The sequence below is a fragment of the Fulvimonas sp. R45 genome (assembly GCF_030504985.1).
Taxonomy (GTDB): domain Bacteria; phylum Pseudomonadota; class Gammaproteobacteria; order Xanthomonadales; family Rhodanobacteraceae; genus Rhodanobacter_A.
Window position 1 is genome coordinate 255,230 of record NZ_JASERU010000004.1, and the last position, 23,787, is coordinate 279,016.

Sequence of the window (23,787 nt, forward strand, 5' to 3'; positions counted from 1 at the left end):
AGCGAGGCATCCGACATGTCCCTCAACACGGCACTCAGCGGGATCAACGCGGCGCGTTCCGATCTCGACGTGATCTCCAACAATATCGCCAACGCCAACACCACCGGCTTCAAGGGCTCGCGCGCGGAATTCGCCGACGTGTTCGCGGTGACCGGGCTCAACCTCAGCGCCACCTCGGTCGGCAGCGGCGTGCGCCTGGCGCAGGTGGCGCAGCAGTTCACCCAGGGCGACATCGAGACCACCGGCAACAGCCTGGACATGGCGATCAACGGCAACGGCTTCTTCGTGATCGACACCGGCAACGGCGTGGCCTACACGCGCGCCGGCGACTTCCACGAAAGCCCCACCGGCACCGTGCAGACGGTGGACGGCTACGCGCTGCAGGTCTATCCGCCCAACGGCATGGGCGGCTTCAACACCAGCACGCTGGCCGACCTCAACCTGGTGTCGGCGCAGAGCTCGGCCAGCGCCACCTCCCGAGCGGGCATCGTGGACAACCTGCCGGCCAGCGCCAGCCTGCCGGCCACCGCGACCTTCAGCCCCGCGGATGCGACCAGCTACAACGACGCCAACACCTTCAGCGTGTACGACTCGCAGGGCGGCGCGCACCAGGCCACGGTGTACTACGTCAAGACCGGCACCAACGCCTGGAACACCTACCTGTACGTCGACGGCAAATCGGCCAACCCGGCGGCGCCGCTGTCGCTGCAGTTCGGCACCGACGGCCAACTGACCGCGCCGGCCAACGGGCAGCTCGCGTTCCAGCCGGTGGACCTGGGCAACGGCTCCAACCCGCTGTCGCTGACCCTGGACTTCACCAAGAGCACGCAGTTCGGCACCGCCTACAGCCCGGGCACGATCACCCAGAATGGCTACGAGGCCGGCGTGCTGGCCAGCATCGACGTGGACAAGCAGGGCGTGGTGACCGCGGCGTACTCCAACGGCCAGCACAGCCAGCTCGGCCAACTGGCGATGGTGAACTTCACCAACCCGCAGGGCCTGGCCCAGCAGGGCAGCGCCAACTGGACCGCGACCAGCAGCTCGGGCACGCCGATCATGGGCGCGGCCGGCAACGGCCAGTTCGGTTCGGTGCAGTCCGGCGCGCTGGAAAGCTCCAACACCGCCGACACCACCGCGCAGCTGGTCAACATGATCCAGGCGCAGCAGGCCTACCAGGCCAACGCGCAGATGCTGTCGACCGACAACTCGCTGACCTCCACGCTGTTCAACGCCATCTCCAGGTAGCCGCCGGCATGGACCGTTCCATCTACGTGGCGATGACCGGCGCGGCGCAGATCCTGCGCGCGCAGGACGCGGTGAGCCACAACCTGGCGAACGCGTCCACGGTCGGCTTCAAGAGCGAGCTGTACGCGTTCCGCAGCGTGCCGGTGGCGGGCGCGGGCGCGCCGTCGCGCATCAACGCGGTGGCGCAGGGCGTGGGCCGGGACCTGCGCCAGGGCGCGGCCATCGCCACCGGACGCGCGCTGGACGTGGCGGTGAAAGGCCCGGGCTGGATCGCGGTGCAGGCGCCCGACGGCAGCGAGGGCTACACCCGGGCGGGCGACCTGCGGCTGGCCGCGGACGGCAGCCTCAACGACGCACGCGGCAACCCGGTGCTGGGCAACGCCGGGCCGATCGTGCTGCCGGACAGCGCCCGCGTCAGCATCGGCGCCGACGGCACCCTCTCCACCATCCCGCTGGGCGAGAAGCCGGACACGCTGGCCACGGTGGACCGCATCCGCCTGGTCGACCCCGACCCGGCCTCGCTGGTGCAGGGCGGCGACGGCCTGATGCACCTGGCCGGCGGCGGCCAGGCGCCCGCCAGCGACGCCGTGACGCTGGCGTCGGGAACGCTGGAAGGCAGCAACGTGGACCCCTCGACCGAACTGGTGCGGATGATCGCGCTGTCGCGCCAGTACGACATGCAGGTGAAGTCGATCAAGAGCGCCGAGGACGACGCCGACGCCACCAACAAACTGCTGCAGGCGGACTGACGCCGCGGCGCACCGGGAGTGAACGATGTTTTCATCGCTGTGGATCGCCAAGACCGGACTCGACGCGCAACAGACGCGCATGGACGTGATCTCGAACAACCTGGCCAACGCCAACACCACCGCGTTCAAGAGCTCGCGCGCCTCGTTCCAGGACCTGATGTACCAGAACAAGGGCCAGCCGGGCGGCCAGACCACGCAGCAGACGCAGTCGCCGTCGGGCCTGATGCTGGGCACCGGCGTGCGCGTGGCCGGCAGCGAGAAGCTGTTCACCGAGGGCAGCGTGACGCAGACCGGCAACTCGCTGGACGTGGCCATCCAGGGCCGCGGCTTCCTGCAGGTGAGCCTGCCCGACGGCAGCGTCGCCTACACCCGCGACGGTTCGCTGCACACCGACGTCAACGGCCAACTGGTCACCGCGGACGGCTATCCGCTGGAGCCGTCGATCACCCTGCCGAACGGCGTGCAGAGCATCACCATCGGCAGCGACGGCACGGTCAGCGCCACCAGCGCCGGCTCCACCACGCCGGTGCAGCTCGGCACCCTCCAGCTGGCCGACTTCGTCAACGAGGCCGGGCTGCAGCCGATGGGGCAGAACCTCTACCTGGAGACCGCCGCCAGCGGCTCGCCGCAGACCGGGCAGCCGGCGCTCAACGGCATGGGTTCGCTGGCGCAGGGCTCGCTGGAATCGTCCAACGTCAACGTGGTGGAGCAGATGGTCGACATGATCGAGACCCAGCGCACCTACGAGATGAACTCCAAGGCGATCAGCAGCGTGGACGCCATGCTGCAGGACCTGACCGACAAGATGTGAGCGCGAAGATGCACGCCTTCATCCGCCGCTTGCCACGCCTCGTCGCGCTGGCGCTGCCCGCGCTGCTGGCCGCCTGCGCCCTGCAGCCCCGGCACGACGATCCCGCCTGGGCGCCCACGCCGCCGCAGCAGCCGGTCGTGGCCGCGGCCGACGGCGCGATCTACCACGACGCGCAGGGACTGGAACTGTTCTCCGACCCGCGCGCGCACCGCGTGGGCGACATCCTCACCATCGCGCTGGTGGAGAGCATGCAGGCCAGCAAGAAGGCCAGCACCAGCACCAGCAAGAAGGACAAGGCCGGCATCGACGCGCCGGTGATCCTGGGCCACGCGCTGTCGGTGGGCGGCAAGGCGGCCGCCATCGCCACCGGCGCCGACCGCAGCTTCGACGGCTCCGGCGACAGCAGCCAGAGCAACCAGCTCAGCGGCTCGATCACCGTGACCGTGGCGCAGCGCCTGGCCAACGGCAACCTGGTGGTGCGCGGCGAGAAGTGGCTGACCATCAACCAGGGGCGCGAACTGGTGCGCGTGGCCGGCATCGTGCGGCCGCAGGACATCGGACCGGACAACAGCGTGCCGTCCACCCGCGTGGCCGACGCCCGCATCGTCTACACCGGCCGCGGCACGCTGGCCGACGCGAACCGCCAGGGCTGGCTGTCGCGCTTCTTCAGCTCCGGCTGGATGCCCTACTGATGGAGGCCGCCATGCCACGCGGAACCCGCACCGGCGGCTTGCGCCGGATGCTGCGGCGGCTCGCGGCCGCCGCGTTCGCCTGCCTCGCGCTGGCCGCGCCGGCGCGGGCGGACAAGGTGCGCGACCTGGTGCAGGTGGCCGGCGTGCGCAGCAACCAGCTGATCGGCTACGGCCTGGTGGTGGGCCTGGACGGCTCCGGCGACCAGACCACCCAGGCGCCGTTCACCACGCAGAGCCTGGAGAACATGCTGCAGCAGTTCGGCGTGCACGTGCCGGCCACGGCGCGCCCGCAGCTGAAGAATGCCGCCGCGGTGACGGTCACCGCCACGCTGCCGCCGTTCGCCAAGCCGGGGCAGGCGATCGACGTCACCGTGGCCTCGATCGGCAACGCGCGCAGCCTGCGTGGCGGCGAGCTGCTGCTGACGCCGCTGCGCGGCGCCGACGGCAACGTCTACGCGATGGCGCAGGGCAGCGTGGTGGTCGGCGGCGTCAGCGCGCGCGGCAACAGCGGCTCCAGCGTGCAGGTGAACATTTCCGACAGCGGGCGCGTGCCCAACGGCGCCACGGTGGAACGCAGCGTGCCTTCCTCGTTCGGCGAGGGCGGCGCGCTGGTGCTGAACCTCGACACCCCGGACTTCACCACCGCGGCGCGCATCGCCCAGGCCATCGACCAGGCCTACGGCGCCGGCACCGCGCAGCCGGTGGATGGCGGCTCGGTGCGCGTGCGCGGTCCGCAGGACCCGGCGCAGCGGGTGGCCTGGCTGGGCATGATCGAATCGCTGGACGTGCAGCCCGGCGAGGCGCCGGCGCGGGTGGTGGTGAACGCGCGCACCGGCACCGTGGTGATCAGCGCCAACGTGCGCGTGAGCGCCGCCGCGGTGGCGCACGGCTCGATCCAGGTGACGGTGAGCGAGCAGCCGCTGGTGAGCCAGCCGGCGCCGTTCGGCAACGGGCAGACCGCGGTCGTGCCCAGCAGCAGCGTGCAGGTGCAGGAGAACGGCGCGCACATGTTCCGCTTCGGACCCGGCGTGGACCTCGACACCATCGTGCGCGCGGTGAACCAGGTCGGCGCCTCGCCCAGCGACCTGATCTCGATCCTGCAGGCATTGAAGCAGGCCGGCGCGCTGCACGCGCAGCTGGTGGTGATCTGATGGGCGTGCCGGGTGACGTGCTGCAGAGTGTGGGCACCTGGACCGACCTGTCCGGGTTCGACGCGCTGCGGCAGTCCGCCCGCGCCGACGGCAAGGCGGCGCTGCCCGTGGTGGCGCGCCAGTTCGAGGCGATCTTCACCCAGATGATGCTGAAGTCGATGCGCGAGGCGGGCATGGGCGACGGCCTGTTCGACAGCGAGGCCGGCGACGCCTGGCGCGACCTGTACGACCACCAGCTGGCGCTGGAGCTGTCCAGCCACGGCCGCGGCTTCGGCATCGCGCGGATGCTGGAGCGCCAGCTCGGCGGCGGCGCGTCGGCAGCACCCGCATCGACGACGGGCGACGCGCCGCCTGCGCCGCCCGCCGACGGCTGGCGCCAGCGCCTGGACGGCGTGCTCGACGCCGCCCGGGCGGCCGGCAACAAGGTGCTGCCCTGGCTGCCGCGCGACGCGCAGGACTTCGTGCGCGAACTGGCGCCCTACGCGCGCCGCGCCGCGCGCCAGCTGGGCGTGTCGGTGCGCGCCGTGCTGGCGCAGGCGGCGCTGGAAACCGACTGGGGCCGGCGCATGCCGCGCGGCACGGACGGCCGCAGCAGCAACAACCTGTTCGGCATCAAGGACGGCGGCGGCTGGGACGGCGACTGCGCCAGCGTGCCCACGGTGGAATACGAGGACGGCATCGCCGTGCGCCGGCAGGCGCGCTTCCGCGCCTACGCCTCGCCGGGCGAGTCCTTCGCCGACTACGCGCGGCTGCTCGGTGGCAGCCCGCGCTACGCGCAGGCGCTCGGCCATGGCGACGACGTACGCGGCTTCGCGCAGGCGCTGGTGCAGGGCGGCTACGCCACCGATCCGGACTACGCGGGCAAGCTGGCCGCGCTGGCCGACAGCCCGGCCATGCGGCAGGCGCTGGCCGCGCTCAAGAATGCGCCGCCGCCGCCGAACTCCTGACACGACATCGCACAGGCACCATCCCCATGGCCAACCTGCTCAGCACCGGCATCTCCGGACTCAGCGCCGCGCAGCTCGCGCTCAACGTCGTCGGCAACAACATCGCCAACGTCGACACGCCCGGCTACAGCCGCCAGAGCACGGTGCAGGCCGACCGCGTGGGGACCGCCGTCGGCGGCTTCACCATCGGCGGCGGCGTGGACGTGACCGCGGTGGAACGCGCCTACAGCCGCTACCTCACCACCGCGATGTGGAGCAGCCATTCCGGTTTGCAGGGCGCCAGCACCGGCAACGCCCTGGCCGGCGCGCTCAACGGCATGTTCACCGGCAGCGGCAACCTGCAGACCGCGCTGGACGGCTTCTACGGCGCCTTCGGCACGCTGGCCGGCGCGCCGGGCGACGCCTCGCAACGGCAGGCGCTGCTGGGCAAGGCGGCCGCGCTGGTGGCGAACTTCAACACCCTGGGCCAGCAGCTCGACCTGCAGCGCAAGCAGGTGAACACGCAGGTGGCGCAGACGGTGGACAGCATCAACGCCGCCACCGCCGGCATCGCCAGGCTCAACCAGCAGATCGCCCAGGCCAGCGCCGGCAGCGGCGCGCCGAATGCGCTGCTCGACCAGCGCGACGCGCTGGTCAACACGCTGTCCGGCTACCTCGGCATCACCACCGCGTTCGACAGCGACGGCAGCCTCAGCGTCTACAGCGCCAGCGGGCAGAACCTGGTCAGCGGCGTGCATGCCAGCGCGCTGTCCGCCGGCGGCAACGCCTACGACGCGTCCACCACCGACGTGTTCGACGGCGCGGGCAACGACATCACCGGCACGATCGGCGGCGGCACGCTGGGCGCGCTGCTGAACTACCGCGGCAACGTGCTGGCCCCGGCGCAGAACCAGCTGGGCCTGGCCGCGCTGGGTCTGGCCGCCAGCGTGAACGGCCAGCAGGCGAAGGGATTGGACCTGCACGGGCGGCAGGGCGCGGCGATGTTCACCGTGCCGTCGCCGGCGGTCGCCGGCGCCCGCGGCAACCAGGGCGACGCCACGGTGGCGGCGTCCGTCGACGACGTGGCGCAGCTCACCGGCGCGGACTACGTGCTCGGCTACGACGGCAGCCAGTGGCGGCTCGCCACCACCGGCGGGCAGAGCGTGCCGCTCACCGCCAACCCCGACGGCAGCCTGTCCGCGGCCGGCCTGCGCTTCACGGTGTCCGGCGACGCGCAGGCCGGCGACAGCTACCGCATCGCGCCGAGCCGCGACGCGGCGGGCGGACTGGCGCTGGCCCTGTCCGACCCGTCCGGCATCGCCGCCGCCGCCGCGCTGGTCGCGACGCCGGGCAGCGGCAACACCGGCGCTGCCACCGTCGGCTCCGTCGCGGTGACGGACACGGGCGCCGCCGGCCTGCTCGACGGCGCCACGGTGACGTTCACCTCGGCCAGCGATTACGCGATCACCGATGCCGGCGGCACGCTGCTGGCCAGCGGCAGCTACACGCCCGGCCAGCCGATCGCCGCGAACGGCTGGCGCCTCACCCTCGGCGGCACGCCGGCGGCCGGCGACAGCTTCGCCGTGACGGCGAACACCGCCGGCCTGGACGACAATGGCAACGCGCTGGCGCTGGGCGCGCTCGACGATGCCGGCGTGCTGGACGGCGGCAAGACCTCGATCATGGACGCCTATGCCGGCCTCACCACCCAGGTCGGCGACGCCGGCAGCCAGGCGCAGGACGAATTGGCCACGCAGACCGCGCTGAACAACCAGGCGGTGTCCGCCCAGCAGAGCGTCTCCGGCGTCAACCTCGACGAGGAGGCGGCCAGCATGGTGCGCTACCAGCAGGCCTACCAAGCCTCCGCGCAGATCATCTCCACCGCGCAATCCATCTTCTCCAGCCTGATCGACGCCATCCGGAGTTGAACGCATGCGCATATCCATCAGCTGGGCCTATCAGCAGTCGCTGGCCACCATGCAGGCGCAGCAGAGCGCGCTGGCCGCGAGCCAGAACGAGGTGAGCACCGGGACGCGCGTGAACCTGCCCTCCGACGACCCGGCCGCCGCCGCGCAGATCGTGGGCATCGGCCACACGCTGGCGCAGAACACGCAGTACGCCGCCAACATCGCCGGTGCCAACACGCGCCTGGCCACCGAGGAAAGCACGCTCGACTCGGTCACGGACCTGCTCGACCGCGCGCGCACGCTCGGCCTGGGCGCGCTGGACGGCTCGCTGTCGGCGCAGGACCTGCAGGGCATCGGCACCGAGCTGGGCCAGATCCGCGACCAGCTGCTGCAGTACGCCAACGCCCGCGACGCCAACGGCAACGCGCTGTTCGCCGGCACTGGCGACAGCAAGGCGCCGTTCGTGCGCAACGCCGACGGCTCGGTGAGCTACCAGGGCACCGCCGTGCAGCAGAGGGCGGCGATCGGGCACGGTCTCACGCTTCCCACCGGCGACACCGGCGCCGCGGTGTTCATGGACATTCCCGCCGGCAACGGCGACTTCGTCGCCAGCGCGGGCGCGGCGAACCAGGGCAGCCTGGTGGTGGGCGCCAACAGCGTCACCGACCCGGCCCGGTGGACGTCGTCCGTCGCGGCCGCGGGCGGCGGCTTCACCATCAGCTTCGGCGCGGGCGGCCACTGGACCGTGCAGGACGCCGCCGGCAAGCCGCTCACCGACGCCGCCGGCCAGCCGCTGGGCGGCGACTACGCCGACGGCGGCAGCATCGCCTTCGAGGGACTTTCGATCAGCCTCTCCGGCACGCCGGCCGCCGGCGACACCGTGCACGTGACGACCGGCACCACGCAGAACGTCTTCGCCACCCTGGACGGGATGATCGCATCGTTGCAGGGCGGCAACGCCACGCAGCTCGGCAACGCGATGAACCGCCAGCTGGAATCGCTGGACCGCACGCTGGACACGGTGGCCTCCACCCAGGTCGCGATCGGCGGCCGGCTGGACGTGCTGGGCCAGCAAGGCGCGGCCTACGCCAGCCTCGGCGTGACCTACCAGTCCGCGCTGTCCAACGCGCGCGACGCCGACCCGTACCAGGCGATCAGCCAGCTCAGCCTCCAGTCCGCCGCGTTGCAGGCCTCGCAGCAGGTGTTCGTCGCGGTGAAGTCGCTGAGCCTGTTCAACTACCTGCGCTGAGAGCCTGTTCACGATCTCCGGGCATCGCGTAAAGCGTGTCTTTGCTCGTCATCCCGGCACAGGCCCACTGTTGTCCGGACTATTTCCTGCCGCTGGATGAGCTCCTCCCCCTGCGCGCAGGGGAGGGAGTCTTCTTCGCTCTCCCTTCGAGGCAGCCGGCAGTCTTCCGCGCACGCTGTTTGCATCGCGCGTCCGCACGGAACGGATGCATGCGGCTGTCAAGACGCATGCATCCGTTCCGTGCTCAAGAAATGCCAGGTGACGCCGAAAAGCTTCCCGAGGCGGTTGGCACTCCGGATGGAGCACCGCCGGAACGCTATCCGACAGCTCCATGACCGACATCACTAGGAGACCTCCATGTCACTGGTCATCAACACCAACGTTTCTTCGCTGAACGCGCAGAACAACCTGTCCCGCTCGCAGAGCGCGCTGGCGCAGGCCACCGAGCGCCTGTCCTCGGGCCTGAAGATCAACAGCGCCAAGGACAACGCCGCCGGCTACGCCATCTCGCAGCGCTACACCACGCAGATCGGCGGCCTGCAGCAGGCCAGCGCCAATGCCAGCGACGCCATCAACCTGGCGCAGACCGCCGGCTCCGCGCTGGACCAGGTCACCGCCAACCTGCAGGCGATCCGCGACCTGGCCGTGCAGTCGGCCACCGGCACCTATTCCGACAGCGACCGCGCCAGCATCGACCAGGAAGTGCAGCAGCGCCTGGCCGAGATCACCCGCATCGCCAACCAGACCACCTTCAACGGCTCCAAGGTGCTGGACGGCTCGCTGGGCACCAAGAGCTTCCAGATCGGCGCCGACGTGGGCCAGACCATCTCGGTCAGCCTCAACACCAGCGTGAAGGCCGGCGACATGGGCCAGCTGGCCGAAGTGTCCACCGGCGACATCAGCGGCATCTTCGGTTCGACCACCACGACCACGGCGGCGACCGCGGGCTCGAGCACCGGCAGCGCGGCGCCAGGCAGCTTCGACTTCAGCACCACCAACGCCTCGTTCACCGTCGACGGCCACGCCGTGAACCTCACCACCAACGTCACCAACATGGCGGGCCTGGTGAGCGCGGTGCAGGGCAAGCTGGACGCGGCTGCGGCCGGCACCTATTCGGTGGGCATCGACGCCACCACCGGCGGCCTGAAGATCAGCACGACGGCGACCGGCGCCGCGGCGGCGGCCCCGGTGATCGCGGGCACCGACGCGTCGACCATCTTCGGCACCGTCACCACGGCCGCCGGCCAGGACGCGACCACCACCACCACGGCCGCGCCGGACCTGTCGACGGAAGGCTTCTCGATCAACGGCACGGCGATCGACCTGACCGGCGTGAAGAGCCTGCAGGACCTGTCCGACGCGATCAACGCGGCCGGCATCAACGGCGTGAGCGCGGCGGTGAGCGGCGACGGCAAGGGCCTGGAGTTCTATTCCAGCGCCGCGCTGACGATCGCCGACACCGGCGCCCACGTGATCGGCGCCAATGCCAAGGACGCCAACACCAGCGCCACCTACGCCGCGGGTACCGCGGCCGCCGCCGGCGGCTCGCTGGCCAAGGGCAGCGTGGCCACGGTGAACCAGGCCAACGACCTGATCTCGCGCGTGGACGTGGCGCTGAAGGCGGTCAGCGACTTCGCCGCCCAGCTCGGCGCGGTGCAGAACCGCTTCCAGTCCACCATCTCCACGGTGGCGGCGCAGACCACCAACCTGCAGTCCTCGCAGTCGACCATCCAGGATGCGGACTTCGCCGCGGAAACGGCGGCGCTGAGCAAGGCACAGGTGCTGCAGCAGGCCGGCATCTCGGTGCTGGCGCAGGCGAACTCGCAGCCGCAGCAGGTGCTCAAGCTCCTGCAGTAACGGAGCAGGGGGCGGCCCGGCCATGGTCGTCGACAGGCGACCATGGCCGGCCGGTTTCGCGGGCATGCGCGGCGGCGCCCGGCATCATTCTTGCTGGTCATGCCGGGAAGACGGAAAGGCGCCGCCACGCCGTCACCTCGTAGGAGTTTCGCGATGACCACCATTTCCGGCACCGGCAACGGCGCGCTCGCCGCCTTGCTCGGCTCCATGGCTTCGGGCAGCGGCACGGGCAGCGGCTCGTCCACCACCACCGGCACCGACTCGGGCACCACGACCGGTTCCGGCCTGCTCAGCTCCGCCGGGCTGGGTTCGGGCCTGAACGTGGACGCGATCATCACGGCGCTGGTCAACGACCGCAAGGCGGGGCCGCAGGGGCAGATCGCCGCGCGCGCCACGCAGGACCAGAACCTGGAAGCCGGCCTCAACGGCCTGAGCACCGTGCTCACTTCGCTGCAGGCGGCGCTCGCCGGCATCGGCACGAGTTTCTCCGGCTTCGACGCGGCGTTCTCGAACGCCGACGTGGGCACGGTCACCGCCGCCGCAGGCGCGGTGCCGGGCCGCCATGACCTCGTCGTGAGCGCGCTGGCCACCGCGCAGAAGCGCATCGGTCCGGCACTGGACGCCGGCGCGCCGGTGGGCGAGGGCACGCTGCAGATCGGCGTGGGCAGCAAGAGCATGAACATCGCGGTGTCGGCCAGCAACACGCTGGCGGACATCGCCAAGGCGATCAACGGCGCGAAGGACAACCCGGGCGTCACCGCCACCGTGCTCAACGGCACCGGTGGCGCGCAGCTGGTGCTCAGCTCCAACGCGACGGGCACGGCGAACGCCTTCACGATCAGCGCGAACGCCACCAGCAGCAGCGGCCTGCTCGATCTCGCCAACGCGCTGGGCACGGCGGGCCAGAGCGAAGCCGCCGACGCCCAGTTCAACATCGACGGCGTGGCGATGAGCAGCGCCGGCAACACCGTGGGCGACGCGCTCGACGGCGTCACGCTGGACCTGGAAGCCACCGGCAGCACGCGGCTGACGGTGAGCCGCGACACCGCCGGCATCCAGTCCGCGGTGCAGCAGTTCGTCACCGCCTACAACGCCTACGCCAGCACCACCGGCCAGCTCAGCAGCTACGACACCGGCACCGGCAAGGCCGGCCTGCTGCTGGGCAACGCCACCCTGCTGTCGGTGAAGCGCCAGGTTTCCGACGTGCTGGGCGGCGCGGTGCCGGGCAACGCGCTGGGCACCCTGGCCAAGATCGGCATCACGCGCAACGCCGACGGCAGCATGTCGCTGGACGCGAACGCGTTCGACGCCGCGCTGTCCTCCGATCCGGCCTCGGTGCAGGACCTGTTCTCCGGCGCCGGCGGCTACGCGACGCGCATGGGCAAGACCATCGACACCTTCGCCGGCGCCAACGGGATCATTCCGTCCCAGCTCGCCAGCCTGGACAAGGACCTCGACGCGCTCAACACCCAGACCATCGCGCTCAACCAGCGCATGAGCGTGTACCAGGCCCAGCTCAGCGCGCAGTACACCCAGCTGGACAAGCTGATGTCCCAGCTCAAGAACACCAGCAGCTACCTGACCCAGTCGCTGGAAGCGCTGAACAAGAACAACGGCAACAACAACTGAGCGGAACGCGACCATGAACCAGGCTTATGCCCGCCAGGCCACCGCCATGTACCGCCAGAACGGCGCCCGCAGCGAGGTGGAAGGCGCCGACGCGCACCAGCTCACCGCGATGCTGTTCGACGGCGCGCTCGACCGCATGGCCCAGGCCTGCGCGCACATCCGGCACGGCGACGTGGCCGGCAAGGGGCAGTGCGTCTCGCGCGCGGTGGCCATCGTGGGCGAACTGCGCGCGGCGCTGGACCACGCCGCCGGCGGCCAGCTCAGCCAGCGCCTGGACGCGCTGTACGGCTACGTGACGCAACGCCTGCTGCACGCGCAGTTGCATGACGAGATCCCGGCGCTGGAGGAATGCATGCGCCTGCTCGCGCAGGTGCGCGACGGCTGGCGCGGCATCCGCGGCGACTACCTGGCCGCGCAGGCGGCGCCATGAGCGCGGACGCCCGCGCCGGACTGGACCACGCCGGATTGGAGCAGGCGCTGGCGCTGGGTGGGCGCATGCTCGCCGCGGCGCGCGACGGCGACTGGGCGCAGGTCGCCCGGCTGGACGCGGCGCGCCGGCGGCGACTCGGGCGCGGCCATCCCGGCGACGATCGCAGCCGGGCGCTCCTCGCGCTCATGCTGGAACACGACCGGCAGGTGCTCGCGCGGGCGGGCGAGGCGCGCGACCGCCTGCGCGCCGAGTTGGCGGAACAGTGCGGGCGGCGCCACGCGCTGGATGCGTACGTGGCGGTGGCGCGCGCCGTCGCCGTGCGCTGAATCCATGGCGCGGCAATCATCCGGGGACGACGGCATGGGCGATGAAGCCTGGCAGGCGTTTTCGCAGCGCGTGGCCTACGAGGACACGCTGCCGCTGGCGCTGGGACCGCGCGACGGCACGCCGCCGGCCCTGCTGGAGGAACGCAACCTGCACGTGCTCGCCACGCTGGCGACGCTGGAGGAACGCCGCGTCGAAGCCGGCGAGGACGCGACCCCCGTGCTGCTGGAACTGGCGCGGCTGGACAGCAAGCTCAACGTGCTGATGGAGATCGTCGGCCGCCTGCTGATGCCCGACGCGGCGTTGCCGCCGCGCGCGCCGGTGCGGCTCAACGCGTCCGGCGTCGGGATTCCGGCGTCGCTGCTCGACCCCGCGCGCCAGGCGGGGTTGCTGAAGCTGCACTTCGACGCCTGCCGCGCGCTGCCGCTGGTGCTGCCGGTGCGGTTCGAACGCCTGTATGACGAAGGCCGCGCCTTCCTCGCGTTCGACGGGGTGGGGCAGGGTGTCGGTGAGGGTCTGGAGCGGGTCGTTTTTCGTCAGCATCGCCGCAAAGTGGCGGAAGCCCGTCAATCGGCTTCCTGAAAGGGTGCGCGGCGCCAAAATGTTCATGTGATGTTCATCACATAACGAAACATCAATGGCCATGAAATTTGATGTGGTCGGCAGTTTCCCTGCTTTCCGAAGATTCCACGGAAAGCATTCATAAAGTATCGAAATGTATGAATTATGTCCCGCCGCGCCGGTGGCCCGGGCGTCGCGGGTTGGGTCCGGCCGTGGCCGCGAGGCCCCGTGTCGATCGCCTTCCTTGGCCTGTTTCTTGCGACGTTCCCCCGCGAGAGGGGGCGCCAGGGAACTGGACGCTCAGGAAGACCGGGCGCGTCAGGAAGGCGTCGTCAGGTCGGTAGTAAAAGGGCACGCACGCACCATGCAAACATTCGACATCCCCGTCATCGAGGCGGACGCCATCCGCGCCGACGCCGTCTTGTCGGCACTCCATTTCCTCGGCTACCGGCCGCAACTGCACGACGACTGCCAGGCGATGCCTGCCGCGTCGGCGGATTGGCGGGCCATGTACGTGGGCCACGTCGACGACGTGGAGAAATTCAGGCACCAGTTCGCGCGGTTCGGCGGGCACGACCGGCCGTTGCCGATCCTGCTGGCGGCCGACTCGCCGCTGGCCGGGCGGCTGCCCGACCTGGCCGCGCGCCACTCGATGCGGGTGGAACTGCTCGACTTCCCGCTGGAATACCGGCAGGTGGCGCAGGCGCTGCAACGCCTGTCGGCGCTGCCGGTGGCGGGCAACCCGTTCGCGCACCGCTTCGTGGGGCGCTCGGCGCCGATGAGCCGGGTGTACGGGCTGATCCGCCAGGTCGCCCCGTTCGATTCCAGCGTGCTGGTGCTGGGCGAGTCCGGTACCGGCAAGGAAATGGTGGCGCGCACCATCCACGAATGCTCGCCCCGCCGCGACAAGCCGTTCGTGGCGATCAACTGCGGCGCGATCCCGGCGGAACTGCTGGAGAGCGAGCTGTTCGGCCACGAGAAGGGCGCCTTCACCGGCGCGATCAGCGCGCGCAAGGGCCGCTTCGAGATGGCCGAGGGCGGCACCCTGTTCCTGGACGAGATCGGCGACATGAGCCTGCCGATGCAGGTGAAGCTGCTGCGCGTGCTGCAGGAGCGCGCCTACGAGCGCGTGGGTGGCAACCGCACCCTGCGCTGCGACGTGCGCATCATCGCCGCCACCCACCGCAACCTGGAGCAGGCGATCGAGCGCGGCCAGTTCCGCGAGGACCTGTTCTACCGCCTCAGCGTGTTCCCGCTGGAGATGCCGGCGCTGCGCGAACACCTGGACGACCTGGAGGAACTGGTCGCCGAGTTCAACCACCGCCTGCGCCGCCGCGGGCTGGGCCCGGCGCGCTTCGGCGCGGGCGCGCTGCGCGCATTGCGCGGGCACACGTGGCCCGGCAACGTGCGCGAGCTGTCGAACCTGGTCGAGCGCATGGCGATCCTGCAGCCGAACCGCGAGATCCGCGCCGCCGACCTGCCGGAGAAATACCGCGGCGCGCTGCCCGTGGACGAGGCCCGCGGCGCGGCGCTGATCGCGCTGATGGAAGGCGACGGTTCGCCGGCGTCGCGCGACGCCGGGCCGGACCCGGCGACGCTGCTGCCGGAAGGCGGGCTGGACCTGAAGGACCACCTGGCCGACATCGAGGTGGGGCTGATCCGCCAGGCGCTCGACGCCACCGGCGGCGTGGTGGCGCATGCCGCCAAGCTGCTGCGCATGCAGCGCACCACGCTGGTGGAGAAGCTGCGCAAGTACGGCCTGCAGGGCGGATTGCCGGCGGCGTGAGCGGTGCGGGGGCGTGGCACGCCTCGTGCTTCATCCCCCGCACCGAAGCCACGCGCTGGAAAACCGCCATGAGCCGGATCGACGTCGACAACCTGCTGTCCCAGATGCGCCAGATGACGGCGCAGATCCAGACGCCGCGCGCCGCGCCGGAAGGCGCCGCCGGCGCGCCGGCGCAGGGCGGCTTCGGCGCCCTGCTCAGGCACTCGATCGCCGACGTCGCGCAGAACCAGCTCGAGGCCGGCCGCCTGGCCGCCGGCTTCGAGCGCGGCGTGCCCGATGCGGATCTCGGCCGCACCATGGTGGCGATCCAGAAGGCGCAGCTCTCGCTGAGCGCGATGAACCAGGTGCGCAACAAGCTGGTGGACGCCTACAGGGATGTCATGAACATGCCGATATGAACCGGCATGCGCCGGCCGACCCCATTCTTTCCCCGCACCCCGCCAGTGACGAGCCGTATCCATGGCAGACAACGCCATCGCGCCAAGCACCCACGCCTCGCGGCTGCAGCCGCTGAAGCAGACCCTGCGCAACCCGGCCGCGCGGCAACTGCTGCTGCTGGTGGGCGTGGCGGCCGCGGTGGCGCTCGGGGTGGCGGTGGTGCTGTGGTCGCGCGGGCCCAACTACGCGCTGCTGTACGCCGGGCTGGAACAGAAGGATGCGGCGGCGGTCACCCAGGCGCTGCAGGCGGCGGGCACGCCCTATCGGCTGGGCGCGGACGGCTCCTCCATCATGGTGCCGGCGGCCAGCCTCGCCGCCGTGCGCCTGAAGCTGGCCGGGCAGGGCCTGCCGCAGGGCGTGGCCGGCACCGGGGCGGAGCAGGCCGCGGATTCGCCGTTCGGCATGAGCGACCTGGCCGAACGCACGCGCTACCGGCAACTGCAGGAGACCGACCTCGGCAACACCATCGCCAGCCTGCAGTCGGTGCGCTCGGCGCGGGTGCACCTGGCCATGCCGCAGCCGTCGGCGTTCATCCGCGACAGCCATCCGGCCAGCGCCTCGGTGCTGGTGACGCTGTACCCGGGGCGGCGGCTCGACGCCAGCCAGGTCGCCGCGATCGTGCACCTGGTCTCTTCCAGCGTGCCCGGGCTGGACGCGGGCGAGGTGTCGGTGGTCGACCAGCAGGGCCAACTGCTCACCGCCGGCGACCCGGGCAGCCCGGCGGCGCTGGGCGACCAGCACCTGCGCCTGGCCACGCGGATGGAGAACAGCTACGCGCAGCGCATCGAGGACCTGCTGACCCCGCTGGTGGGGCCGGGCCGGGTGCGGGCGCAGGTGTCGGTGGACCTCGACTTCAGCCAGAGCGAGAAGGCCAGCGAGACCTACGATCCGGACCATCCCGCACTGCGCAGCGAGCAGACCAGCAGCGAGCAGCACCGCGGCGACGTCGCTGCGGGCGGCGTGCCTGGCGCGCTGAGCAACCAGCCGCCGGACACCGCGGCCCGGCCCGCCGCCGCGAAGCCCGGCAAGGCCGCGGCCACGACCGCCACGACCACCACCGCGGCCGCGCCCACCGAGACGTCCAGCAGCGCCACCCGCAACTACGAGCTGGACCGCACCATCAGCCACGTCAGCGCACCGGCCGGCCGGCTGCGGCGGCTCAGCGTGGCGGTGCTGGTGGACAACAAGCTGGCCGCGGGCGCGAACGGGCAGGACAAGAGCGTGCCGTTCACCGCCAGGGAACTGGAACACCTCACCGAGCTGGCCAAGAACGCGGTGGGTTTCGACGCGGCGCGCGGCGACAGCGTCACCGTGATCAACCAGCCCTTCCAGCAGGCGCCACAGGAGCAGGCGCCGGCCGACCGGCCGTTCTGGCAGCGTCCCGGCATGCCCGACCTGATCAAGCAGGCGCTGGGCGCGCTGATCGCGCTGGTGGTGGCATTCGGCCTGCTGCGGCCGCTGCTGCGCGGCGTGTTCAAGGGCGCCGCCGTGCCGGCCCCGGCCGCGTTGCCGGTGCAGGTGGCCGCGCTGGCCGGGCGCATCGCCGACGCCCCGGCCGAGGACACGGTGCGTCTGGGCGCGCCGTCGCCGGAGGGCTACGAGCAGCGCATCCACATGGCGCGGCGGATGGTCGACGACGACCCGCGCCAGGTGGCGCAGGTGGTGAAGAACTGGGTGGCTGAAGATGCCGGCTGACACGCACATCAGCGGGGCGCAGCGCGCGGCGATCCTGCTGCTCACGCTGGGCGAGAAGGACGCGGCCGAGGTGCTGCGCCACCTCAACGCGCGCGACGTGCAGGCGGTGGGCTCGGCGATGGCCGCGCTGGGCAGCGTCAGCCGCGAGCAGGTCGAGCAGGTGCTGGCGCGGCTCAACGACGACATGGGCCGGCAGACCGCGTTCGGCGTCGGCACCGAGGAATACATCCGCAAGATCCTGGTCAACGCGCTGGGCGAGAACAAGGCCGGCGGCCTGATCGACCGCATCCTGCTCGGCCGTTCCAGCAAGGGGCTGGAATCGCTGAAGTGGATGGAGAGCCGCGCGATCGCCGAGATGATCGCGCAGGAGCATCCGCAGATCATCGCGCTGGTGCTGGCGCATCTCGAGCCGGACCAGGCGGCCGAGGTGATCGGCTACCTGCCCGCGCGCGTGCGCAGCGACGCGGTGATGCGCATCGCCACGCTGGACGGCGTGCAGCCGCATGCGCTCAACGAGCTGGACGAGATCATGGAGCGCCAGTTCTCCGGCAACACCAACAAGCTCAAGTCCGCCACCGTGGGCGGCCTGAAGGCGGCGGCCAACATCCTCAATGCGATGGAATCCAGCCGCGAGGCGGAGCTGATGGCGGCGATCCGCGGCCAGGACGCCGGCCTGGGCGGACGCATCGAGGAACTGATGTTCGTGTTCGACGACCTGGCCGAGCTGGACGACCGCAGCATGCAGGTGCTGCTGCGCGAAGTGCCGTCCGCGCGCCTGGTCACCGCGCTCAAGGGCGCCGAGCCGGTCGTGCGCGAGCGGATCTTCGCCAACATGTCCAAGCGCGCCGCCGACATGCTGCGCGACGACCTGGAGGTGAAGGGCCCGGTGCGGCTCAGCGAGGTCGATGCGGCGCAGAAGGAAGTACTGGGCGTCGCGCGTCGGCTGGCCGACGCCGGCGAGATCACCCTCGGCTCCGGCGGCGACGAGCTGGTCGGATGAGCGCATCGACCGGACGCGACGCGGCGCCGGCCGCCACCCGCTGGGAACCGCCGCTGGTGGGCGTGCCGAAGGCGCCGACCGAGGCGCCGCGCGCCCAGGCGCCGACCGTGGCCGAGCTGGAGGCGCTGCAACGCGCCGCGCATGACGAGGGCTACGCGACCGGGCTCGCGGAAGGCCGCGCCGACGCGCGGCACGAACTGCGGCGGGCGCTGGCCGGCTTCGAGGCCCTGCTGGCCGCGTCGGCGCGGCCGCTGCAGGCGCTGGACGACGCGGTCGAGCGCGAGCTGGCGCAGCTGGCGATGGTCGCCGCGCGGCGGGTGGTCGCGCACGAGCTGCGCACCGATCCGGCGCTGGTGGCGCGGGCGGTGCGCGCGGCCGCGGCAGCGCTGCCCGCCGCCACGCGCAGCCTGCGCGTGTACCTGCAACCGGACGACCTCGCCCTGCTGCGCGGACTGGACGCGGCCGAGCCGCACTGGGAACTGCGCGCCGACCCCGCGCTGGCGCGCGGCGACTGCCGCATCGAGAGCGACAGCTCGCGCCTCGACGCGCGCGTGGAGACCCGGCTGGCCGCATTGGTCGACGCCGTGCTCGGCGACGACGGGGCGACGCCATGAACGCCCCGGCGGACGACGCGTCACGGCGCTGGCGCGGGCAACTGGCGCGGCGCACGCGACGGGCGGAAGCCGCCGCCATGCTGGTGGCGGACGGCCGCCTGCGCCGGGTGGTCGGCCTGATGCTGGAGGCCGACGGCTGCGAGGCGCCGCTGGGCGCGCGCTGCCTGGTGGCCGCCGCCGACGGCGCCGAGCTGGACACCGAGGTGGTGGGCTTCGCCGACGAACGCCTGCTGCTGATGCCGGTGGGCGAGCTGCACGGCGTGCTGCCCAACGCGCGGGTGCGGCCGTGCGTGCGCGGCGGCGGCCTGCCGGTGGGCGAGGCATTGCTGGGCCGGGTGGTGGGGCCCGACGGCGTGCCGCTGGACGGCCTGGGCCCGCTGGCGGCGGACGAACACGCCGCGCTCAAGCGCGAGCCGATCAACCCGATGGCGCGCAAGCCGATCGACACCCCGCTGGACACCGGCGTGCGCGCGATCAACGCCATGCTCACGGTGGGCCGCGGCCAGCGGCTGGGCCTGTTCGCCGGCTCCGGCGTCGGCAAGTCGACCCTGCTCGGCATGATGACGCGCTACACCGACGCCGATGTGGTGGTGGTGGGGCTGATCGGCGAGCGCGGGCGCGAGGTGAAGGAATTCGTCGAGCACACCCTGGGCGAGGACGGCCGGCGCCGCGCGGTGATCGTCGCCGCCCCGGCCGACGCGCCGCCGCTGCGTCGCCTGCGCGGCGCGCAGTACGCCACCGCCGTGGCCGAGTGGTTCCGCGACCGCGGCCGGCGCGTGCTGCTGCTGATGGATTCGCTCACCCGCTACGCGCAGGCGCAGCGTGAGATCGCGCTGGCGATCGGCGAACCGCCCGCCACCAAGGGTTACCCGCCCTCGGTGTTCGCGCTGCTGCCCGCGCTGGTGGAACGCGCCGGCAACGACGCCGAGGGACGCGGCTCGATCACCGCGTTCTACACCGTGCTCACCGAGGGCGACGACTACCGTCACGACCCGATCGCCGACGCGGCGCGCGCGATCCTCGACGGCCATGTCGTGCTCTCGCGCGACCTGGCCGAGGCCGGCCACTACCCGGCGATCGACATCGAGGCCTCGATCAGCCGCGTGATGCCGGCGGTGGCCGCGCGCGACCACCTGCGCGCGGCGCAGCGCTTCCGCCAGCTCTACTCCGCCTACCGCCAGCAGCGCGACCTGATCGCGGTGGGCGCGTACCAGAAAGGTTCCGACCCGCAGCTGGACCGCGCCATCGCGATGTGGCCGCAGCTGTGCGGGTTCCTGCAGCAGGAGGTCGACGAGCCGGTGACCCTCGCCGGCGCCGTCGATGCGCTCGAAGACATCGCCCACGGAGCCCCCGCATGAAACCGCGTTCGCAGAGCCTGTTGCCCGCGGCGGAAGTCGCGCACCGCAAGAGCGAGGAAGCCATGCAGCATTTCGGCGCGCAGCAGAGCCGGTTGTCCGCCGCCGAGCGCCAGCTCGCCGAGCTGCGCCGCTACCGCGAGGAATACGCGGGCCACGCGGACGGCGGCGTGCCCGCGCACCTGCTGCAGAACCGCCGGCATTTCGTCGATCGCATCGACGAGGCGATCAGCCAGCAAATCCACGAGATCGCGCGGCGCCAGCGCATGCTCGACCTGGCCAGCGCGGCCTGGCGCGAGGCGCTGGCGCGCGAGCGCGCGCTGGAAAGCGTGATCGAGCGCGCCAGCGAGCGCGAGCGCACGCACGAGGAGCGCCGCGAGCAGCGCGACATCGACGAGCGCATGCAGCACCGCGCGCCGCCCCGGACACGGCACACCTGAGCCATGCCGGTGAGCGCACCGATCCCGCCATCCACCGCCGTGCCCGCGTGCGCGGGCGGCGCCGCACCGCGCACGGACGCGTCCGATCCGCACGGCTTCGGCCGGCAGCTCGATGCGGTGCGCGGAGCGGGCGAAGGCAACGCGAAGGCGGCGGGCCGGGATGCGTCGCCCGCACCGGCACCCACGCCTGCACCGCCGGACGGAACCGGCCAGGCCGCTGCGCGAAACGGCGACGACGACGATGCCGACGATGCCGACGACCGCGGCGCCGCCGTGCCGCACGGGCACGACGACGCGGCGCCCGTTGCACCGCTGGCCTGCTGGCTGGGCATCCCGGTCGTGCCCGTGGCCGCCGCCGCAAGCGCCGCGACGGCGGCGGGCGTCGCGGCATGGTCCGGACGCCTGGCGACGACCTTGCCCGCCGGCGGCGCCGGTGCTGCGCAGGCCGTCACCGCGGACGCACCGTCCATCGAGGTGGATGCAATGGGCGCGGCCTTGCCGGCGACCTTCGCGCCGGCTTCGCCAGCGGTTGCCATGCCGCCCGTCGCCACCGCCGCCGATGGCGACGCGAAGGCGCGCATGGACGACGACCTGGGCGACCTGCCCATCGCACCGCAACCCGCCGCCTCCCCGGCGGCGCCGGCGCCGGCGCCCGCGCCGCACGTGCTTGAACTCGCCGCTCCGGCCGGCGGCACGGCGTTCGCGCAGGAGCTGGGGCAGCAGGTGGTCTGGCTTGGCGCGCAGGGCGTGAAGCAGGCCAGCATCCGGCTGCACCCGCAGGCGCTGGGCACGCTCGAGGTGAAGGTCAGCCTGGGGCACGACGGCCGCGTCGACGTGAGTTTCGCCGCGCAGCATCCGGCGGCGGTGGCGGCGGTGCAGCAGAGCCTGGGCCAGCTCGACCTGATGCTGGCCGGCCAGGGCCTTTCGCTGGGCCAGGCGCAGGTGGGGCAGCAGGGCACGGACCGGCGCGACGGCCACGTCGCGCGCCGCGATGCCGGCACGGGCGACGAAGCCGTCGCCGAAACGCCGGGCGTGGCCGCCCTGTCGTCGGTGGCGAGCGGGCTGCTCGACATCTTCGCTTGAGAGCCTGTTCAAGATCTCCCCGTAGCTCGCGTTGCCTTGCATGGCCGCCAGAGCCTGAACAGGCTCTCGGGTGGTCGTGCGTGGCGCCGGCCCGCTGGCGTGACGCCGCGTCGGCGCGCGTCAAGAAAGCGGCGCCGTCGTGGCGCGATCCGCCGCAGGCGCGGCGGCACAAGCCACGCGCAGGCTGGCATGCGGATTGCATCGAGGCCTCGCGAAGCCGCGCCAGCCGGTGCGGAACGCAGCCATGAGAGGAGCCGAGGTTTGTCGACGCCCAACGAAGAGCCCAGCCGCGACGAGGCACCCGCACCGCGCAAGGGCGGCAAGGGGCGGGTCGCGACCGCGGCCATCGCCGTGCTCGCGCTGTGCGGCGCCGGCGCCTATGCGCTGCACGCCTCGCACGCGAGAGGCGCCGCCGCGGCCGCGACGGAAGAAGGCCGGCCCGCGCTGTACCTGCCGCTGGATCCGCCCTTCGTGGTGAATTTCCAGAACCGGCAGGCGATGAGCTACCTGCAGGTGGGCGTGACCCTGATGGCGCGCGACCCCGCCGCGATCCAGGCGGCGAAGGACGCCGACCCGGTGATCCGCAATGCCCTGGTGATGCTGTTCAGCAGCCAGGACTACGCCGAGCTGAGCAGCACGCAAGGCAAGCAGAAGCTGCGCGAGCAGGCGCTGGAATCGGTGCGCAAGGTGATGCAGGCCAGCCCCGGGCGGCCCGGCATCGACGCGCTGTACTTCACCAGCTTCGTGATGCAGTGATGAGCGACCTGCTTTCCCAGGAGGAGATCGACGCCCTGCTGGAAGGCGTGGACGGCGGCGCGGTGGCGACCGGCGGCGACGAGCCGCCGCCGCCCGGCGCGGTGACGGCCTACGACTTCACCCAGCAGGACCGCATCGTGCGCGGCCGCCTGCCCACCCTGGAGATGGTCAACGACCGCTTCGCGCGCTACTTCCGCACCGGCGTGTTCGGCGTGCTGCGCAAGACCTGTGAAGTCGCGGTGCTGGGCGTGCGGATGCTGAAGTTCAGCGAGTACGTGCACGGCCTGGCGGTGCCCAGCAACCTCAACCTGGTGAAGGTGAAGCCGCTGCGCGGCACCGCGCTGGTGGTGATGGAGCCGCGACTGGTGTTCACCGTGATCGACAACTTCTTCGGCGGCGACGGGCGCTTCCACGCGCGCATCGAGGGCCGCGACTTCACGCCCACCGAGAACCGGGTGATCCAGATCGTGCTGGCCGAGGTGTTCGCCGCGATGGTGGAGGCGTGGGCGCCGGTGCTGCCGCTGCAGTTCGAGTTCCTCAACGCCGAGATCAACCCGCAGTTCGCCAACATCGTCAGCCCCACCGAGACGGTGGTGGTGTCGCGTTTCCACGTCGAGCTGGACGGTGGCGGCGGCGAGATCCACCTGACCATGCCGTACTCGATGGTGGAGCCGATCCGCACCCTGCTCGACGCCGGCGTGCAGAGCGACCGCGTGGAGCGCGACGAGCGCTGGCTGGAATGCCTGCACGAGGAGGTGCTCGACGCCGAGGTCGAGCTCGGCATGCTGCTGCTGGAGGCCAGCCTCAGCATCGGCGAGTTCCTGCAGTTGCGCCCGGGCGACGTGATCCCGGTGGCGCGGCCCGGCCTGTGTACGGTGTTCGCCGAGGACGTGCCGATCTTCCGCGGCCACTACGGCCAGTCCAACGGCCGCGGCGCCGTGCGCTTCCACGCCAGGGCCAGCCGCCGCGAGGCGCAGGCGGCCAGCGAGTTTTCCATCGGGAGTCCCACCGCATGACCCACAGCAACGAAGCCGGAGCCGCCGTCGAGGCGGCGGGCCGGCCCGAACTCGGCGCGACCGGCCTCGCCGC

Annotated in this window: 23 protein-coding genes; all 23 read left to right on the plus strand. The window is 72.0% G+C overall.

From position 1 onward, the window contains the following. Positions 1-15: 15 nt before the first annotated feature. The 23 genes from flgE to fliM all read left to right on the plus strand — a co-directional run bounded on the left by flgE (position 16) and on the right by fliM (position 23,714). Entirely contained in the window at positions 16-1,245 is a 1,230-nt protein-coding gene (gene flgE, locus QMK61_RS05755) for a flagellar hook protein FlgE (RefSeq protein ID WP_302071088.1), read from the plus strand. Between the two features lie 8 nt (positions 1,246-1,253). Further along, positions 1,254-1,994: a flagellar basal-body rod protein FlgF gene (flgF, locus tag QMK61_RS05760; protein ID WP_302071090.1), complete on the plus strand. Its 741-nt coding sequence runs from the start codon at positions 1,254-1,256 to the stop codon at positions 1,992-1,994. Positions 1,995-2,019: 25 nt separating this feature from the next. Further along, the gene (gene flgG, locus QMK61_RS05765) at positions 2,020-2,805 is read left to right on the plus strand and encodes a flagellar basal-body rod protein FlgG (protein ID WP_302071092.1); all 786 of its coding nucleotides are present in this window, start codon (positions 2,020-2,022) and stop codon (positions 2,803-2,805) included. Then, complete coding sequence (flgH, locus tag QMK61_RS05770) at positions 2,802-3,497, plus strand: flagellar basal body L-ring protein FlgH (protein WP_302071094.1); 696 nt, start codon at positions 2,802-2,804, stop codon at positions 3,495-3,497. Before flgG ends, flgH begins: the two co-directional genes overlap by 4 nt. Positions 3,498-3,544: 47 nt before the next feature. Beyond that, the gene (locus QMK61_RS05775; protein ID WP_302071177.1) at positions 3,545-4,648 is read left to right on the plus strand and encodes a flagellar basal body P-ring protein FlgI; all 1,104 of its coding nucleotides are present in this window, start codon (positions 3,545-3,547) and stop codon (positions 4,646-4,648) included. Beyond that, positions 4,648-5,595, plus strand: a complete 948-nt coding sequence (flgJ, locus tag QMK61_RS05780) for a flagellar assembly peptidoglycan hydrolase FlgJ (protein WP_302071096.1) — start codon at positions 4,648-4,650, stop codon at positions 5,593-5,595. Before QMK61_RS05775 ends, flgJ begins: the two co-directional genes overlap by 1 nt. Before the next feature lie 26 nt (positions 5,596-5,621). Then, positions 5,622-7,502 carry a flagellar hook-associated protein FlgK gene (flgK, locus tag QMK61_RS05785; protein WP_302071098.1) on the plus strand — a complete coding sequence of 627 codons (1,881 nt, stop codon included), beginning with the start codon at positions 5,622-5,624 and terminating at the stop codon, positions 7,500-7,502. A 4-nt stretch (positions 7,503-7,506) separates the two neighbouring features. Continuing rightward, positions 7,507-8,730, plus strand: coding sequence for a flagellar hook-associated protein FlgL (gene flgL / locus QMK61_RS05790; RefSeq protein ID WP_302071100.1), 1,224 nt, complete (start codon positions 7,507-7,509; stop codon positions 8,728-8,730). Between the two features lie 357 nt (positions 8,731-9,087). Further along, positions 9,088-10,587: a flagellin gene (locus QMK61_RS05795; protein ID WP_302071102.1), complete on the plus strand. Its 1,500-nt coding sequence runs from the start codon at positions 9,088-9,090 to the stop codon at positions 10,585-10,587. 153 nt (positions 10,588-10,740) lie between these two features. Then, complete coding sequence (gene fliD / locus QMK61_RS05800) at positions 10,741-12,216, plus strand: flagellar filament capping protein FliD (protein ID WP_302071104.1); 1,476 nt, start codon at positions 10,741-10,743, stop codon at positions 12,214-12,216. 13 nt (positions 12,217-12,229) lie between these two features. Next, on the plus strand, positions 12,230-12,646 hold the full coding sequence (gene fliS / locus QMK61_RS05805) for a flagellar export chaperone FliS (protein WP_302071106.1): 417 nt from the start codon (positions 12,230-12,232) through the stop codon (positions 12,644-12,646). Then, on the plus strand, positions 12,643-12,972 hold the full coding sequence (gene fliT / locus QMK61_RS05810) for a flagellar protein FliT (protein ID WP_302071108.1): 330 nt from the start codon (positions 12,643-12,645) through the stop codon (positions 12,970-12,972). Before fliS ends, fliT begins: the two co-directional genes overlap by 4 nt. Before the next feature lie 34 nt (positions 12,973-13,006). Then, entirely contained in the window at positions 13,007-13,552 is a 546-nt protein-coding gene (locus tag QMK61_RS05815; RefSeq protein WP_302071111.1) for a PilZ domain-containing protein, read from the plus strand. 343 nt (positions 13,553-13,895) lie between these two features. Further along, positions 13,896-15,317, plus strand: coding sequence for a sigma 54-interacting transcriptional regulator (locus QMK61_RS05820; protein ID WP_302071113.1), 1,422 nt, complete (start codon positions 13,896-13,898; stop codon positions 15,315-15,317). Positions 15,318-15,385: 68 nt separating this feature from the next. After that, positions 15,386-15,715 (plus strand): flagellar hook-basal body complex protein FliE, encoded by a 330-nt coding sequence (gene fliE / locus QMK61_RS05825; RefSeq protein WP_302071115.1) that lies wholly within the window; start codon positions 15,386-15,388, stop codon positions 15,713-15,715. Positions 15,716-15,776: 61 nt separating this feature from the next. Then, entirely contained in the window at positions 15,777-17,450 is a 1,674-nt protein-coding gene (gene fliF / locus QMK61_RS05830) for a flagellar basal-body MS-ring/collar protein FliF (RefSeq protein ID WP_302071117.1), read from the plus strand. 7 nt (positions 17,451-17,457) lie between these two features. After that, the gene (fliG, locus tag QMK61_RS05835; protein WP_302071178.1) at positions 17,458-18,450 is read left to right on the plus strand and encodes a flagellar motor switch protein FliG; all 993 of its coding nucleotides are present in this window, start codon (positions 17,458-17,460) and stop codon (positions 18,448-18,450) included. After that, positions 18,447-19,064: a FliH/SctL family protein gene (locus tag QMK61_RS05840; protein ID WP_302071119.1), complete on the plus strand. Its 618-nt coding sequence runs from the start codon at positions 18,447-18,449 to the stop codon at positions 19,062-19,064. The genes fliG and QMK61_RS05840 overlap by 4 nt, the downstream gene beginning before the upstream one ends. Continuing rightward, complete coding sequence (gene fliI / locus QMK61_RS05845) at positions 19,061-20,422, plus strand: flagellar protein export ATPase FliI (protein WP_302071121.1); 1,362 nt, start codon at positions 19,061-19,063, stop codon at positions 20,420-20,422. Before QMK61_RS05840 ends, fliI begins: the two co-directional genes overlap by 4 nt. Next, the gene (gene fliJ, locus QMK61_RS05850) at positions 20,419-20,859 is read left to right on the plus strand and encodes a flagellar export protein FliJ (protein ID WP_302071123.1); all 441 of its coding nucleotides are present in this window, start codon (positions 20,419-20,421) and stop codon (positions 20,857-20,859) included. The genes fliI and fliJ overlap by 4 nt, the downstream gene beginning before the upstream one ends. A 9-nt stretch (positions 20,860-20,868) precedes the next feature. Beyond that, positions 20,869-21,942: a flagellar hook-length control protein FliK gene (locus QMK61_RS05855; protein ID WP_302071125.1), complete on the plus strand. Its 1,074-nt coding sequence runs from the start codon at positions 20,869-20,871 to the stop codon at positions 21,940-21,942. A 261-nt stretch (positions 21,943-22,203) separates the two neighbouring features. After that, a complete protein-coding gene (locus tag QMK61_RS05860) occupies positions 22,204-22,698 on the plus strand; it encodes a flagellar basal body-associated FliL family protein (protein ID WP_302071127.1) in 495 nt (164 codons plus the stop codon). Next, positions 22,698-23,714, plus strand: a complete 1,017-nt coding sequence (fliM, locus tag QMK61_RS05865; protein WP_302071129.1) for a flagellar motor switch protein FliM — start codon at positions 22,698-22,700, stop codon at positions 23,712-23,714. The genes QMK61_RS05860 and fliM overlap by 1 nt, the downstream gene beginning before the upstream one ends. Positions 23,715-23,787: the final 73 nt, after the last annotated feature.